This window comes from Muriicola sp. (assembly GCF_041567615.1).
Classification (GTDB): domain Bacteria; phylum Bacteroidota; class Bacteroidia; order Flavobacteriales; family Flavobacteriaceae; genus Muriicola.
On sequence record NZ_JBFGBM010000044.1, the window covers coordinates 1 to 14,971 of the forward strand.

Genomic DNA, 14,971 nt, shown 5'->3' on the forward strand with positions numbered 1-14,971 from the left:
TGGAAAAGTTGGGGGCCAGGCTCGAAGGGGTCCTTCGTCGGGATGTCTATCTCGCCGATGGTTTCAAACGCAATACCTGCTGTTATGGTCTGCTTCCCGAAGAGTGGAAACCAAAACGGAATACCCTTTAGTCACGGTTCCAAATTACGATTCATCTCCCATGCCCTTTCCCATATAGCGAATAAGTCCCTCCCGGTGCAATATTCCCTGACACACGTCGTTGAAACTATCCAAGAACTATTAAGCGTAAGACTCATCCCAGGTTTGATCACTATGAAAAAAATATTTTTCCTCCTGGCAGTAATGCTGGGGTCATCCTCCATTTTTGCCAATTGTACCAACGCTTATGCCTCCGCCGGGTACACGCTCTCCCACGCTAAAAAGTCCATGGAAGCCAACAATTTTGAACACCAGCAGTACTATGCCGAAAGGGCCCTGTCTGCCCTGGAAAAGACCAGGGACGAAAATGAGACCTGTGGATGTCCGGGGGCCATTGACCCCATACTCGACGGGATAGAAAACCTCAATACATCCCTCAGCCAGGAGAAGTGGGACGATGCGCGTTACTATACCAAAAAAGCCATTGAGGATGCTCAAAAGGTGCTCTACAGTCTGGATATGTGTGCCCAGGGAGAGGAAACTCCCAAGCAGGATAATCCGGAGGGTCTGGTCCCTGAAACGGAGGACTCTTCCGTTACACTGGAATCAAAAGAAGCCGAGGCATGGACCGCCAAATTGCTCTTGCGACAGAATGCTGAGGATGAACTCATCCTCCTTGAGAAATCCATTAGGAACATGGCTTCTCTCTTTGAATGTCAGAGGGCATTACAGATCGTGAGGGAACAAAAGGTAAAATCGGATGAGGAGCTGCGAAAGGAGGAGCTATCTACCCTTAAATCCTACTATATGTCTCAGGCGGTGGCATTACACAACAAAGCTCTGTTCGCGTTGCTGGAATGTGCTAAGAGATAGATCTATCTCCCCTTCTCCCCATTTTCGCCTTTGCCGGAAGCCTTTTCTTCGTAATAGGTGATCCTCCTGGTAGTGTACTGATTTTGAGGAGTTATGATCTCCTTTATCCAGTTTGGTGGATCGTGTGCATCAAACTGATAAATGTATTCCTGCTTGCTTTCCTGCTTCTCCTGTTTTCGCACCCTGCTCTTCAGGAAACCGTTGTCGTCATAGGTAAATACCCATTCAACAGCTTTGACAAAGGATTCTTTGTCGCTGTCGTAAGCGTATTCCAATTCCCTGAGCTTTCTGCCCATCGTATCCCTGAAAGTTTCCGTGGCCCTGAACGGATCTCCTTTCAGATATTCCTTGACGAGTTCCACCTTTAACGTCCTGTCCTTTTCCTTCTTCTCGGCGGAACGCACAGACTTTTCGATAAGGCCGTTCACCTCTATGGTCTTGGTGACCTCCCCCTTCAGGGTGTCATAGGATATCAGGGTATGATCAATCCCTTCGTTAGAGGTACGGGTTATACCAATGAGATTTCCCCGGGCGTCATAGACATACTCGAACTGGTCCAGGAATTCTTTCTGGTAGGAGTAGATCTGTTCCCGGATGATCTTATTTCTTAGGGTGTCAATTCTGAAGAGATGGGCGATGGATGTCTGTCTGTCCAGTTTGTCCTCCCTGTAATTCTCTAAGCGCTTTTCGGTGAGCGTTCCGTTCTTGTACCGGTAATAGGTTATGTCGTAATCCTGTTCGCTGTAGACCGTGGTGATCTTTTCCAGCAGGCCATCTTCCCTGAAATCGAAGGCCTCTTTCCCGTAATCCGTAATGACCAGGCAGCGTTTTACCTTGCCAGAAAGGCCGTAATCTTCCGTAGTAAATACCTTGGGTTCCTGGGCCCGACCCGGGTAGAAAGTCAGCATCAGGAGGAGCAGCGGAATTCTGGAAAGCAGTGACTTAACGCAGTAGAGATTTATCATCAGATCAAAATTACACCTTCTTTCCAGATGTAAAAACAAAATACATGCCGAAAAAAAAAAGAGGCAGCCTTAGCTGCCTCTCCTTGTTATTGCTTGTTGAGGTTTACTTCACCTCTTCAAAATCTACGTCTTCAACGTTGTCACCTTCCTTGGCGCCATCGGCTGAAGCCTGATCGCCATTAGCGGATGCTCCGCCCTGCTCTGCAGCTGCCTGGGCTTTATACATCTCCTCGGAAGCTACTTTCCAGGCTTCGTTGATCTTTTCCAAAGCCGGGGTCACCTGCTCTACATCCTTGGTCTCGTAGGCTTTTTTGAGTTCCTCCAGGGCGGTTTCAATGGGTTTTTTCTTGTCATCAGACAACTTGTCCCCAAATTCACTGAGCTGTTTTTCGGTCTGGAAGATCATCGCATCGGCCTCATTGAGTTTGTCGGCCTTTTCTTTGGCCTTTTTATCAGCTTCTGCGTTAGCCTCAGCCTCTGCTTTCATCTTTTCGATCTCTTCTTCTGTAAGTCCGGATGACGCTTCGATCCTGATGTCCTGTGACTTGTTGGTTGCCTTATCCGTGGCAGACACCTTGATGATACCGTTTGCGTCTATATCAAAGGTCACTTCGATCTGAGGCGTGCCCCTTGGCGCTGGTGGAATACCATCCAAGTGGAAACGTCCTATGGTCTTGTTGTCAGCTGCCATCGGCCTTTCCCCCTGGAGTACGTGGATCTCCACAGAGGGCTGATTATCTGCGGCTGTTGAGAAGATCTGTGACTTCTTGGTAGGAATGGTCGTATTCGCTTCGATCAGCTTAGTCATCACCCCGCCCATGGTCTCAATTCCCAGAGAGAGGGGAGTTACGTCGAGTAGGAGAACGTCTTTCACATCCCCGGTCAGCACACCACCCTGGATAGCCGCCCCAATGGCAACCACCTCATCGGGGTTTACGCCCTTGGATGGCTTTTTCCCGAAGAATTTTTCCACGGCTTCCTGAACGGCAGGGATCCTTGTGGATCCTCCCACCAGAATGATCTCATCTATATCGCTCTTGGAAAGACCTGCTGATTTCAAGGCAGCTTCACAAGGCTCGATGGTCCTTTTTACAAGATCGGCGATCAACTGTTCGAATTTCGCCCTGGCCAGGGTCCTGACGAGGTGTTTCGGCCCGGTGGCTGTCGCGGTCACATAGGGCAGATTGATCTCGGTCTGGGTGGAGCTAGACAATTCGATCTTGGCCTTCTCAGCAGCTTCCCTGAGTCGCTGCAGCGCCATAGGGTCTTTTCTCAGGTCGATGTCCTCTTCCTTTTTAAATTCCTCAGCCAGCCAGTCAATGATCTTCTGGTCGACGTCATCTCCTCCCAGGTGGGTGTCCCCGTCTGTGGAGAGCACTTCAAAAACACCGTCCCCAAGTTCCAGGATGGATACGTCATGCGTTCCACCTCCGAAGTCGAATACCACGATCTTCTGGTCCTTGTCTTTTTTGTCCAGTCCATAGGCGAGGGATGCAGCAGTAGGTTCGTTGATGATCCTTTCTACCTTCAGTCCGGCGATCTCACCGGCCTCCTTTGTAGCCTGCCTCTGGGCATCGTTAAAATAGGCAGGGACCGTGATCACAGCCCTGCTTACGGTCTGACCGAGGTAATCCTCGGCCGTTTTTTTCATTTTCTGGAGGATCATGGCTGACAATTCCTGAGGGGTGTACAAACGTCCGTCAATGTCGACCCTCGGGGTATCGTTATCTCCTTTTTGAACCTTATAAGGAACCCTTTCTGCTTCTTTTTTGGATTCAGAATATTTATTCCCCATAAACCTCTTGATGGAGTAAATGGTCTTGTTAGGATTGGTAACCGCCTGTCTTTTGGCAGGGTCCCCAACCTTGATCTCCCCACCTTCCACAAAGGCGATTACGGAGGGTGTAGTCCGCTTTCCTTCCGCGTTCGGGATCACAACCGGCTCATTCCCTTCCATTACGGAAACGCAGGAGTTGGTCGTACCCAAATCTATCCCAATAATTTTGCTCATCGTATCTTAATTTTTATTTATGGATTCAAAAGTTTTCGGTTGTATAGGTGTCAAACATAGTGCCAACCCCATAAAACTGACAGGTTGTCACACACCTCATGACGATACCCCGGCGAGTACCTGGTAATCAAGGGTTTGGACATTATTTTTGAGTAGTTTTTCCCTGGTATGAGGTGAAGTTTATTCCGAACAGCCCTCTCTTCTGCGCGTATCGATGATCTGAAGGATCTTCCAGGATGCTCCCTCGTAAAACAATTGGAAGGCATTGGCCCCACAGTGACTGAGTTCTCCGTTCACCCAGAATTCATAGGGTGTCCAGGCCTGAGCGAGGTTCCCGTCAACTTCTACAGCGATCGAGAGCAGCCGCTCTTCAAATCGGACAGAATCCGGAATGCTGGTGATCGACCTTAAAAAGTTTCCAAAAGGTATGGTGATCACGCTGTCTGTCCCGGTGGATGACCTGCCTACGGTCTGCATCCGCATGGCCGGGGAGACCATCTGCCTGAGTCTCATAGAATCCTGGGCGTGAAAGGCCTCAAAAAAACCGGCGATGGCTTTTTCTACTGAATCTTTCGGATGTATCTGTCCCCAACCGGACCATAGGGTCAGTAAGAATACGACAGCCAAATACTTTTTCATTGCGGATACTTTTTATGTCTGCTCGAGTGGAATGTACACATTAATCCCGAATTGATCTTTTCTCCTTACATTTATCCGGCAAATAAACTATTATGTCGGTCAGTAAGAAAGAGTACAAGCGGGTGACGGTAAAGTCACTCGTAGACATGAAGCAGCAAGGCGAAAAGATCTCCATGCTCACGGCCTATGACTACTCCATGGCAAAGATCGTGGATGCCGCCAAGGTGGATGTCATCCTGGTAGGCGACTCTGCCAGCAATGTGATGGCAGGGCATGAGACGACACTTCCCATCACCCTCGACCAAATGATCTACCATGCCTCTTCGGTGATCAGGGCTGTGAACAGGGCCCTGGTGGTGGTAGACCTTCCTTTTGGCAGCTACCAGAGCGATCCCAAGGAAGCCCTGAGATCGGCCATCCGGATCATGAAGGAAAGCGGTGCCCACGCCGTAAAACTCGAAGGAGGGGTAGAGATCAAAGAATCTGTAAAGCGGATCCTCAATGCGGGAATCCCGGTCATGGGACACCTGGGTCTCACTCCCCAGTCGATCTACAAATTCGGTACCTATACCGTGAGGGCCAAGGAGGAAGAGGAGGCAGAAAAACTCCTGGAAGACGCCAAAATGCTAGAAAAGATCGGATGTTTTTCCATCGTACTAGAAAAAATACCCGCTGCCCTCACCAAAAAAGTGTCTGAAAGTATCTCCATTCCCACTATAGGGATTGGCGGAGGCCGATATGCAGACGGCCAGGTCCTCGTGATCCATGACCTGCTGGGTATGACCCACGAATTCAATCCCAGGTTCCTCAGGAGGTATATGAATCTGTATGAAGAAATGAGCGATGCGATCTCCAGATATGTCAGTGACGTGAAATCGCTCGACTTCCCCAGCAAAGAGGAACAGAATTAAACCGGTTCCGATCGGGAACCAGTGCAAAGTCTAACCCTAATCCTGTACTCCTTGTCCCAGAACAAGATTACCTCCAACCCCGGAAACCTCCAGGTTATCTATGAAGACAACCACCTCATCGCGGTGAACAAAAGAGTGGGCGATATCGTCCAGGGAGACAGGACGGGTGATACCCCGCTCGGCGAACACATCAAACAGTATATCAAGGAGAAATACAACAAACCGGGCGCGGTCTTCCTGGGGGTAACCCACAGGCTGGACAGGCCGACCACGGGCGTAGTGGTCTTCGCCCGCACTTCAAAAGCCCTGACCCGCATGAATAAGTTGTTTGCCGAAAAGGAGACCCAGAAGATCTACTGGGCGATCGTCGGGAATAGCCCCGAAAGGGAACAGGGCGTCCTGGTTCACTGGCTTAAACGCAACCCAAAACAAAATAAGTCATATGCCCATGCCTCAGAAATTCCCGGCAGCAAAAGGGCGGAACTCAGCTATAGGGTGCTGTGTAAGCTCGATCGCTACACCCTGCTGGAAATCGAACTCATGACCGGCAGACATCATCAGATCAGGGCCCAACTGTCCGGGATCGGCTGTCCTATCAAGGGGGATCTGAAATACGGATTTCCCCGAAGCAATCCCGACGGCGGGATTCACCTTCACGCCAGGAGCGTGGGATTTGAACATCCCGTAAAAAAGGAATGGATTGAATTGGAGGCCGACCCGCCAGAAGATCCCATTTGGAATGCCTGCCTGTAGGCTTTTGCTTACCTGAGTACCGATTGTGCCTTTTCCCTGATGACCTGGGCCACGGGTTTGTTTTCCAGGTGGCTCTCCAACCAGGAAAGGATGTCGAGATACAGAAAGGCCCGCTTTTCGTATGGATGGTCCTCTAACGGTTTGAGGCGGTCGTAAAGCTTCTGGAACTCAGCCCTGAGGTCTCCGGGATAAATATTACCGAGATTCCTTAAAAATTTGATCATTTCCTTCTGCACCTCGTGCAGGTCATTCATTTTCAGGAGGAATTTGTACGTGCTCTTCAACTGCACCTCCAGGTGGTAGTCCATCCCGGCTTCGTAATGGGCTACCAGGCTCAGGACCCTGGCAAAGCACATGAGGTCTTCCCTCATCTTGAGGTTGCGGTTGTTGATGATCTTCTTCAGGTAAACGATACAATTCTTATTGTCCCCTACCCCAAAATACAAGCAGGCGATCTTGTAATAGAAGACCATGATGTGGTGTTCATCGATCCGGTCCCTGTGTTTATTGATCCCGTACTCTATGATCCTCACCAGGTACAGGCCTTTGTCGAATGTACCCTTTAGGAAATGAAGGTTCAGCTTGTTGGCGTTGATGTAGAGAAAGCTCAGGGATGCGATATTGTCATTGGACGGAAAATCAGTTCTTGCGACCGTTTTTTCGAGATTCTCCAGCACCGTCTCAAATTGGGAAGCGTACTTCACAAAAAACAGGGATTCCAGCAAATAGTGATTCCCTTTCAGGAAAAAGACGGGGTTGAGGCTAATCATCTCCTCGTGCTCATAAAAGAGATCCACCCATTTGCTGGCGTATTTGTAACAGGAGAGGAAGTCCTGGGTCAGAAAACTGTACCATAAATGTGCCTTGTACAGCCAGAGTTTCTCCCTAAACCCCAGGGTATTCAGGTCATACACGGGAAGGTGTGCATCAAAATACGATTTCACCCGGGCCAGATCCTCTTCATTTCTCACATAGCCCACCTTCAGCATCATGCTGTACAATTGGAGGGAAAGGTTAGACAGCTTACTGGTCATCACATTCTGTTCGGACAAGGTCTTGGCCTGCACCGCCAGTTCGTCTGCCCTGTCAGGGATGCTGCGCGTGATATACTGGGTTTCGATGATCTTCTCGAGTTCTACGATCTCGTAGGCGATGTTCTTCTCTTCATTGTCTATGGCCGTCCATTTCACCTTATCCAGAATCTTGAGGCTTTGCTTGTAAAGCCCTTTCTGGTAGAGGATAGTGGCAAAATCGAGTTGTTCCCTCAGCTGTACCCGGATATTCTGGTTAACCGGATTGAGCCGGAGACTGACCAGTATCTGTTTGTAGAGGTGGGCCTTCAGGTTACTGAGCTGGGCTTTTTTGACAATGCCACTGGCGAGAATGGTCTTCTCGTCATAAGCTTTCATCTTGTCCATAAGGTTAAACAGGGCCAGAAATTTGGCATCGGTATTTACCCCCAGCCTTCCCACGTAGAGCTTGAATTGCCTCTTTTCAGACTTAGAAAGGGATTTGACCAGGACAAACAACGCATCCTTATTGACATTTGTCATCGTAAAATGATATGCTTATAGCGCTGATATTCAGCCATTTAATTACCTAAAAAAGTATATTAACGTTGTAAATGCCTCACAACCACTGAATTGGTTTTGCGAGGTTGTAATACATTCGTTATGGTGAGTAAAATTAAGTAATTCTAATGAGCAAAGATAGAGTATACATTTTTGATACCACTCTGCGTGACGGGGAGCAAGTCCCGGGATGCAAATTGGATACAAAGCAAAAGCTGGTTATTGCCCAAAGATTGGATTCTCTGGGTGTGGACGTCATTGAAGCCGGATTCCCTATTTCGAGTCCGGGAGATTTCACTTCCGTAAAAGAGATAGCCAGGGTGGTTAAGAATGCCACGGTATGCGGCCTGACGCGATCGGTGAAAAAGGATATTGAAGTGGCTGCCGAAGCATTGCAATCGGCGAAAAGACCGAGGATCCATACAGGGATCGGCACGTCGGATTCCCACATCAAATTCAAATTCAATTCCACCAGGGAAAAGATCCTGGAAAGGGCCGTCGAGGCGGTGAAATACGCCAAAAGTTTCGTGGAGGACGTAGAGTTCTACGCAGAGGATGCCGGAAGGACAGAGAACGAATTCCTGGCCAGGATCTGCGAGGAGGTCATCAAGGCAGGAGCCACGGTATTGAACATACCGGACACTACCGGATATTGCCTGCCCGAGGAGTACGGAGCTAAAATGAAATACCTTCGGGAAAATGTCAGGGGCATTGATAAGGCGATCCTCTCCTGCCACTGCCACAACGATCTCGGCCTGGCTACGGCCAATTCCATTTCAGGGGTCATCAACGGTGCCAGGCAGATTGAGTGCACCATCAACGGTATCGGAGAACGGGCCGGAAACACTTCCCTCGAAGAGGTCGTCATGATCCTGAGACAACACCCCTACCTCAACCTCGACACCGGGATCAACAGCAAACTTTTGTACAGTACCAGTCAGATGGTATCCGAGAAAATGGGGATGCCCGTACAGCCCAACAAGGCTATAGTGGGATCCAATGCTTTTGCCCACAGTTCGGGGATCCACCAGGACGGGGTGATCAAAAAAAGAGAGACCTATGAGATCATAGATCCCCAAGAGGTAGGTGTAGACCATTCTTCCATCGTCCTTACCGCCAGAAGCGGAAGGGCTGCCCTCGCTTACAGAGCTAAGAAGATAGGGTACGAACTGACCAAGGTTCAGCTCGATGTGGTCTATGAACAATTCCTTCTCTTCGCAGACAGGAAGAAGGAGATCCTGGATGAGGATATCCACCAAATCGTGGAATCCGCAGATGTCAATATCGAAAGTCTCGCCTAGCCATGAAACTCAATATCGCCTTGCTGAAAGGTGACGGTATCGGACCCGAGGTAACGTCCCAGGCCGTCAAATGCCTTCAGGCAGTGGAGGAAACGTTCGGTCATGAATTCCACTTTACAGAGGCCCTCGTAGGCGCTGCGGCCATGGATAAGTACGGGGATCCGCTTCCCGAGGCTACCCTGGAAGTTTGCAAGAAGGCTGATGCGGTCCTGTTCGGCGCCATTGGAGATCCCAAATACGACAACGATCCGGATGCGAAGGTCAGACCGGAGCAAGGACTTTTACGACTGAGAAAAGAATTGGGCCTCTTCTGCAATATCAGGCCCATCAAGGTCTTCCCGAACCTTATGGAGAAATCACCCCTTAAAAAAAAGGTGATCGAAGGAACGGATTTCGTGATCTACAGAGAGCTCACCGGGGGTATTTATTTTGGAGATAAATCCCTCAGTGAAGATGGAACTACTGCTACAGACAGTTGTACATACACCGAAGCGGAGATCAGCAGGATCGCCCACCTGGCCTTTAAGGCGGCCAAGGCAAGACGAAAGAAACTGACCCTTGTAGACAAGGCCAATGTATTGGAATCCAGTCGCCTGTGGAGACGCGTAGTCACCAAGATCGGAGAGAGTTATCCGGAAGTGGCACTGGACTTTATGTTTATCGACAATGCCGCCATGCAACTTCTCCTGAAGCCCAGCCAGTTCGACGTCATCCTGACAGAGAACATGTTCGGGGACATCCTTTCGGATGAGGGCAGTGCCGTGGGTGGATCTATCGGACTCCTGCCTTCGGCCTCCACAGGGGAAAACCACGCCTTGTTTGAACCCGTTCACGGATCCTATCCCCAGGCAAAGGGAAAGGATATGGCCAACCCTGTCGCATCCATTCTGTCTGCGGCCATGCTGCTGGACCATTTTAAGCTCGATGAGGAATCGCGGGCTGTGGTGATAGCCGTGCTGAAGTCCATCAAAAAGGGCATCGTCTCCCCTGACCTCAGTACCTCAAGCAAGTACGGGACCAATCATATCGGGGATTTTATCTCCGGGAATATCCGGGATTCAGACGATTATCTGATCCTGAACAAAGAGAATATCTGGTTGGGAAAATCAACCATCATTTGATTATTTTGTTTTACCACCACCTGAGGCCTTTCGCAAATCGGAAGGCCTTTTTTATTCTGAGAGCAATCCCTGGACGAAGTCGTGGAATTCGGTCTTGAATTCCGTGTATTTCTCACCCGTGGCGGGTCCGTTGAAGCCCGTGTGTATCTTCCTGACTCTGCCCTCCTTGTCGATAAAGACGGTCGTAGGATAGGAAAGAATATGATTCAGCATCGGCAGTTTTTCGTTGGCCGTTTGTTTGTTGGACGATCCATACTGAGCCAGGAGTATGGGGTAAGGGACCCCGAGGCGCTCCTTTAATCTCCTGATCCCCCGGAAGGCTGCTTCCTCTGTTCTGGCATACTCGAAAGCCAGGGAAATAACCTTGAGGTCTTCCTGTCCCTTTTCTTTGAGATAGTCGACCAGGAACCGGGTCTCATCCAGGCAATTAGGGCACCAGGTACCCATGATCTGAAGAATGACCACCTTATCCCGGAATTCGGGGTCGTCCGGTGAAATCAGATTTCCATTCTCATCCGGGAAGGAAAAGTCGACCTTCTCATACCCTTCTTTGAGATAGGTAAGGGAATCCTCATCAGGGAGTTCATAGGTTGCATTTCTGCGGCCTTCAAAAGGCTCCTGAAAATGATTCCCGGAATAGAAAACACCCTGCATGGTGCTGTCAGTTACCCTGGCAAGGAACAGGAAAACATGGGCCCCGTCAAAGGTCGACAGCTTGAGGGAATCCCCTTCCACTACCCCTTCCAAATAGCGATAGTCCCCCGTAGTGGTCCGGAACGTGCCTGTTGCCCTGCTCCCGTCCTGTTGAAATATCCCCTTGGCCTCGTACTCATCTTCAGAACCTTTGCTGAAATAGGTCTCCCATATGCCGCCTACCTCTACTCCGGGTGGATTATTCCCTTTAAAACGATCTGAATCTCCGGACACGGCCAGGAAAGGTACGCGCCTGTCGAGATCGTCCTTGATAAACTCCCCATTCATGGAATCCAAAGAAAAGGTGCCGGCGATATATCCGTCAAAGACCGGCATCCTCATGATTATGGAATCTCCTTTTGTGCTGATCTCATCGATCCCCAGAACTTCTTCGGCATTGTAAACCTGCACACGGTATCCTGCCTCACTTTTGCTGACTTCAAAGTTGAATGGCAATTGATGTCCGTCCTGAACAGCCATGACACCTCTCCATATACCCGATTTCAGCTCGGTACTTTTCTGTTCCGCACAGGATAAAACAAGGGACAGGATGATCGATATTTGGAAAATCTTCTTCATAGGATGTATTTGAGGTGCAAATATCGGAATTAAGGAGAAAACAAAGATTTTAAAATTCTGAGTGAAAGGCTGTTTTGACCTTTGAATGTGAAGGACCATTGTTTTATCTTTGATCGCTTAAGGAGAGTCCATGCAAATTTCATATAACTGGCTAAAACAGTTCATCCCTATCGATTGGGAACCCACCAGGGTGGCGGAACTTCTGACCGACCTGGGACTGGAGGTGGAAGGTATTTCCGAATTTGAATCGGTTCGCGGCGGACTGCTCGGCGTAGTGGTAGGGCATGTTCTTACCTGCGAGAAACACCCCAACGCCGATAAACTAACGCTCACTACAGTGGACATCGGGAATGAAGAGCCTTTGCAGATCGTCTGCGGGGCACCCAATGTCGCCAAAGGCCAGAAAGTTCCCGTGGCTACGGTGGGCACCACCCTGTACATGAATGACGGTGAATCTCTCAAGATCAAGAAAGGGAAGATTCGCGGGGAGGTAAGTGAAGGGATGATCTGTGCCGAGGACGAACTCGGGCTGGGCGATGACCACCAGGGGATCATGGTGCTGGAGAGTACCCTTGAACCCGGAACCCCTTTATCGGAACTCATTGAGGTGGAAAGCGACCATGTCTTTGAAATTGGGCTCACCCCAAACCGGGCAGATGCCATGAGCCATTATGGCGTGGCCAGGGACCTGAAGGCGGGCTTGCGTCAGAAAGGCATCCAAAAAGAATTGCTAACCCCTTCCGTGAGCAATTTTATCGTGGCAAACAGGTCGCGAAAGATCTCCGTATCGGTTGAAGATCACAACCTCGCCCCCAGGTACTGCGGGGTGACGATCAGCAACATGATCGTTCAGCCTTCCCCTAACTGGTTGAAAAACCGATTAAAGGCCATAGGACTAAAACCCATAAATAATGTGGTCGACACCACGAACTACGTGCTGCACGAGCTCGGACAACCCCTTCATGCCTTTGACGCAGACAGGATCTTTGGGAAAGAGATCATTGTAAAGACGGTGGAAGCCGGAACACCTTTCATGACCCTCGACGGGGAGCAAAGGATCCTGCACCGGGACGACCTGATGATCTGTGATGCTGAAAAGCCTATGTGCATTGCGGGCGTCTTTGGAGGCATCAACACAGGGGTCACTGAAAATACCAAGGCTATCTTCCTGGAAAGCGCCTTCTTTGATCCTGTTTCAATCAGAAAAACGGCCAAAAGGCACGGCTTGAGCACAGATGCGTCCTTCCGGTTCGAGAGAGGGATCGATATCAACAATGTGGAATACGCCCTGCAGCGTGCCGCCTTGCTGATCTGCGAACTCACCGGGGGGGAAATCTCTTGCGATGTGGTCGACCTCTATCCTAAAAAGAAAGAGGATCATCAGGTCTTCCTCACCTTCGAAAAGATCAATAAGCTCATCGGGCAGGAGATCCCCAGGGATGTCATCAAGTCTATCCTTACCTCCCTCGAAATAAAGGTGAAAAATGTTACTGAAACCGGTCTTGGCCTCAGTATTCCCTTCTACAGGATCGATGTGACGCGGGAAGTCGATGTGATTGAGGAGATCCTCAGGGTTTATGGGTACAACAATATCGATTTCGATCCCAAGTTGCACGCTTCCATAGCCACTACTTCCAGGTTTGAAGACCATATGCTCCAGAACCAGGTAGGGAATTTACTGGCCGCACAGGGCTTCCACGAAATCCTCTCGAACAGCCTCACCAACCCGGACTACGCCAAATTACTCCAGGGATCGGAGCAGGATGAGGTAAGGGTCATAAATCCTTTGAGTTCAGAACTTTCAGCGATGAGATCTTCCATGCTCTTCTCATCACTGGAAGCAGCAGCGTATAACATCAACAGGAAAAGACAGGACCTCAAGATCTTTGAATTCGGAAAGACCTATCACCCTTCCGGGGATGGGTACAAGGAGAAAGGCCGCCTTTCCATCCTGGTTACCGGGGACCGTTCCCGGGAAAGCTGGACCTTGCCTTCCAGGCCATCCGACTTCTTTTACCTGCGGGCTGTGGTGGAGCAAATCCTGTTAAAAATGGGTATTGAAGATTACCAGACCCACCATAATACGGGGCCCGAATTCAGCGAAGGGATTACCTTTTCGAAGGGTAATTCCGACCTGGTGAGCCTGGGGGTGATAAGCAATGCTGTCCAAAAACGGCTCGATATCAAACAGCAGCTGCTGTATGCGGATTTCGACTGGGAAGTACTGTGTGCCCTGGTAGCGCGCAATGAGATCGTGTATAAACCCATCCCAAAATTCCCTTCGGTCAGGAGAGACTTCGCCCTGCTATTGGATCAGGATGTGCCTTTCAGCAAATTGGAGGAATTGGCGTATAGGACGGAGAAAAAATTGTTGAAGCAGCTTTCCCTCTTTGATGTGTACACAGGAAGTAAACTTCCAAAGGGCAAAAAGTCATACGCTGTTAGTTTTACGCTTCAGGATGATACCAAAACACTCACAGACAAGCAGATAGACAAGATCATGAACAAAATCAAGTCGGTCTTTGAAAAAGAAGTAGGCGCAGAGTTGAGATAATTCTAAAGGGGTGTGGGCAGGATCACACTGTCTATGGTGTGAATGATCCCATTGCACTGGTCGGAATCTGCGGTGGTAATTCTAGCTTTATTCCCGAGGCCGTCCGTGAGTATGATATCCACCCCATCGATGGTCGCCTTTATCTTTTTTCCCTGCACCGTAGTGAACGTAGCCTTTCCATTGCCTCTTACCAAAGCGTTGAGGATCTTGGAGGCCGATAGGGATCCGGCTACCATGAAATAGGTCAGCATTTCCCTCAGTTTGTGCTTGTTCTCCGGCTTCATCAGGTGGGCGATTTCTTGAGAAGACATCTTTTGAAATGCCTGGTCTGAAGGGGCAAAAATCGTAAAGGATCCATCCGCCTCCAGCAACATGTCGAGCTCTGTGGCCTTCAGCGCGGTGGTCAGGGTGGTGTAATCTCCGGATTCGGCGGTGGTGGTGAAGATCGTCTTTTTAAACTCCGAATGCTGAGCATCTGATTGGGACCAGACGGTGCCGCAAACCAGGCAAAAAGCTACGCTAAGTAAACAAAGTTTCATTTTCATGATAGATCCGATTGGGGAAAAGGACAATCGACGAACGGTATTAAAAGTCGGACAATATACAATCTTTGAGGAGAGATACGGGGTATGATAAATCCGACTTTATCGAATTTAACATTTTTTTAACATTTCTGGAGCTCGGCAACAGTGTTGCTTTGATTTGACTTAATATGTATTTTTGCTCAAATTGCTAAAAGAAAAAGAATGCTATTACCCAGAACTAATATCGAGGAAAAACTTTTTCTCGAATCGCGAAGAAGCGGAACCCAGGACCAAATCATCGAATCCGTATACCAACTCCTGAGGGAAGACAACGCTCGGGAGGACATGATACAGGAGCGGCTCGGTGGCAAGGGAAA

Annotated in this window: 12 protein-coding genes and 1 pseudogene; 7 read left to right on the forward strand and 6 right to left on the reverse strand. The window is 49.4% G+C overall.

Features of this window, described 5'->3' with window-relative positions; all coding sequences use genetic code 11:
- A pseudogene (locus ABYP73_RS04710) lies at nucleotides 1–131 on the forward strand (N-acetyltransferase); the annotation flags it as partial.
- A gap of 142 nt (nucleotides 132–273) precedes the next feature.
- The gene (locus tag ABYP73_RS04715) at nucleotides 274–972 is read left to right on the forward strand and encodes a hypothetical protein (protein WP_372973591.1); all 699 of its coding nucleotides are present in this window, start codon (nucleotides 274–276) and stop codon (nucleotides 970–972) included.
- A gap of 2 nt (nucleotides 973–974) precedes the next feature.
- Here ABYP73_RS04715 and ABYP73_RS04720 read toward each other — a convergent pair whose 3' ends face one another.
- The 3 genes from ABYP73_RS04720 to ABYP73_RS04730 all read right to left on the reverse strand — a co-directional run bounded on the left by ABYP73_RS04720 (nucleotide 975) and on the right by ABYP73_RS04730 (nucleotide 4,587).
- Complete coding sequence (locus tag ABYP73_RS04720; RefSeq protein ID WP_372973592.1) at nucleotides 975–1,937, reverse strand: hypothetical protein; 963 nt, start codon at nucleotides 1,935–1,937, stop codon at nucleotides 975–977.
- Between the two features lie 103 nt (nucleotides 1,938–2,040).
- Nucleotides 2,041–3,948 (reverse strand): molecular chaperone DnaK, encoded by a 1,908-nt coding sequence (gene dnaK, locus ABYP73_RS04725; RefSeq protein ID WP_372973593.1) that lies wholly within the window; start codon nucleotides 3,946–3,948, stop codon nucleotides 2,041–2,043.
- 180 nt (nucleotides 3,949–4,128) lie between these two features.
- On the reverse strand, nucleotides 4,129–4,587 hold the full coding sequence (locus ABYP73_RS04730; protein ID WP_372946325.1) for a nuclear transport factor 2 family protein: 459 nt from the start codon (nucleotides 4,585–4,587) through the stop codon (nucleotides 4,129–4,131).
- 92 nt (nucleotides 4,588–4,679) lie between these two features.
- Here ABYP73_RS04730 and panB point away from each other — a divergent pair, with 92 nt between their 5' ends.
- A complete protein-coding gene (panB, locus tag ABYP73_RS04735; RefSeq protein WP_372973594.1) occupies nucleotides 4,680–5,498 on the forward strand; it encodes a 3-methyl-2-oxobutanoate hydroxymethyltransferase in 819 nt (272 codons plus the stop codon).
- A gap of 51 nt (nucleotides 5,499–5,549) precedes the next feature.
- Nucleotides 5,550–6,251 (forward strand): RluA family pseudouridine synthase, encoded by a 702-nt coding sequence (locus ABYP73_RS04740; RefSeq protein ID WP_372973595.1) that lies wholly within the window; start codon nucleotides 5,550–5,552, stop codon nucleotides 6,249–6,251.
- Nucleotides 6,252–6,259: 8 nt separating this feature from the next.
- On the opposite strand, the gene ABYP73_RS04745 is transcribed toward ABYP73_RS04740, so the two are convergent.
- Nucleotides 6,260–7,804, reverse strand: a complete 1,545-nt coding sequence (locus tag ABYP73_RS04745; RefSeq protein WP_372945377.1) for a hypothetical protein — start codon at nucleotides 7,802–7,804, stop codon at nucleotides 6,260–6,262.
- Between the two features lie 146 nt (nucleotides 7,805–7,950).
- Here ABYP73_RS04745 and ABYP73_RS04750 point away from each other — a divergent pair, with 146 nt between their 5' ends.
- Both ABYP73_RS04750 and leuB read left to right on the forward strand, forming a co-directional pair.
- On the forward strand, nucleotides 7,951–9,123 hold the full coding sequence (locus ABYP73_RS04750; RefSeq protein ID WP_372945378.1) for a 2-isopropylmalate synthase: 1,173 nt from the start codon (nucleotides 7,951–7,953) through the stop codon (nucleotides 9,121–9,123).
- Between the two features lie 2 nt (nucleotides 9,124–9,125).
- Nucleotides 9,126–10,244 (forward strand): 3-isopropylmalate dehydrogenase, encoded by a 1,119-nt coding sequence (gene leuB / locus ABYP73_RS04755; RefSeq protein ID WP_372973596.1) that lies wholly within the window; start codon nucleotides 9,126–9,128, stop codon nucleotides 10,242–10,244.
- A 51-nt stretch (nucleotides 10,245–10,295) separates the two neighbouring features.
- Here the strand turns inward: leuB and ABYP73_RS04760 are convergent, their stop codons facing one another.
- Nucleotides 10,296–11,516: a peroxiredoxin family protein gene (locus ABYP73_RS04760; protein ID WP_372973597.1), complete on the reverse strand. Its 1,221-nt coding sequence runs from the start codon at nucleotides 11,514–11,516 to the stop codon at nucleotides 10,296–10,298.
- A 130-nt stretch (nucleotides 11,517–11,646) separates the two neighbouring features.
- On the opposite strand from ABYP73_RS04760, the gene pheT reads away from it, so the two are divergent.
- On the forward strand, nucleotides 11,647–14,070 hold the full coding sequence (gene pheT / locus ABYP73_RS04765; RefSeq protein ID WP_372973598.1) for a phenylalanine--tRNA ligase subunit beta: 2,424 nt from the start codon (nucleotides 11,647–11,649) through the stop codon (nucleotides 14,068–14,070).
- 2 nt (nucleotides 14,071–14,072) lie between these two features.
- Here pheT and ABYP73_RS04770 read toward each other — a convergent pair whose 3' ends face one another.
- A complete protein-coding gene (locus tag ABYP73_RS04770; RefSeq protein WP_372973599.1) occupies nucleotides 14,073–14,615 on the reverse strand; it encodes a fasciclin domain-containing protein in 543 nt (180 codons plus the stop codon).
- Nucleotides 14,616–14,971: the final 356 nt, after the last annotated feature.

Excerpts from the sequence above, each read along its gene's own strand:
- dnaK (WP_372973593.1), bottom strand. The coding sequence starts at position 3,948 with ATGAGCAAAATTATTGGGATAGATTTGGGTACGACCAACTCCTGCGTT.
- panB (WP_372973594.1), top strand. The coding sequence starts at position 4,680 with ATGTCGGTCAGTAAGAAAGAGTACAAGCGGGTGACGGTAAAGTCACTC.
- pheT (WP_372973598.1), top strand. The coding sequence starts at position 11,647 with ATGCAAATTTCATATAACTGGCTAAAACAGTTCATCCCTATCGATTGG.
- ABYP73_RS04720 (WP_372973592.1), bottom strand. The coding sequence starts at position 1,937 with ATGATAAATCTCTACTGCGTTAAGTCACTGCTTTCCAGAATTCCGCTG.
- ABYP73_RS04770 (WP_372973599.1), bottom strand. The coding sequence starts at position 14,615 with ATGAAAATGAAACTTTGTTTACTTAGCGTAGCTTTTTGCCTGGTTTGC.
- ABYP73_RS04715 (WP_372973591.1), top strand. The coding sequence starts at position 274 with ATGAAAAAAATATTTTTCCTCCTGGCAGTAATGCTGGGGTCATCCTCC.
- ABYP73_RS04760 (WP_372973597.1), bottom strand. The coding sequence starts at position 11,516 with ATGAAGAAGATTTTCCAAATATCGATCATCCTGTCCCTTGTTTTATCC.
- ABYP73_RS04750 (WP_372945378.1), top strand. The coding sequence starts at position 7,951 with ATGAGCAAAGATAGAGTATACATTTTTGATACCACTCTGCGTGACGGG.
- ABYP73_RS04745 (WP_372945377.1), bottom strand. The coding sequence starts at position 7,804 with ATGACAAATGTCAATAAGGATGCGTTGTTTGTCCTGGTCAAATCCCTT.
- ABYP73_RS04730 (WP_372946325.1), bottom strand. The coding sequence starts at position 4,587 with ATGAAAAAGTATTTGGCTGTCGTATTCTTACTGACCCTATGGTCCGGT.
- leuB (WP_372973596.1), top strand. The coding sequence starts at position 9,126 with ATGAAACTCAATATCGCCTTGCTGAAAGGTGACGGTATCGGACCCGAG.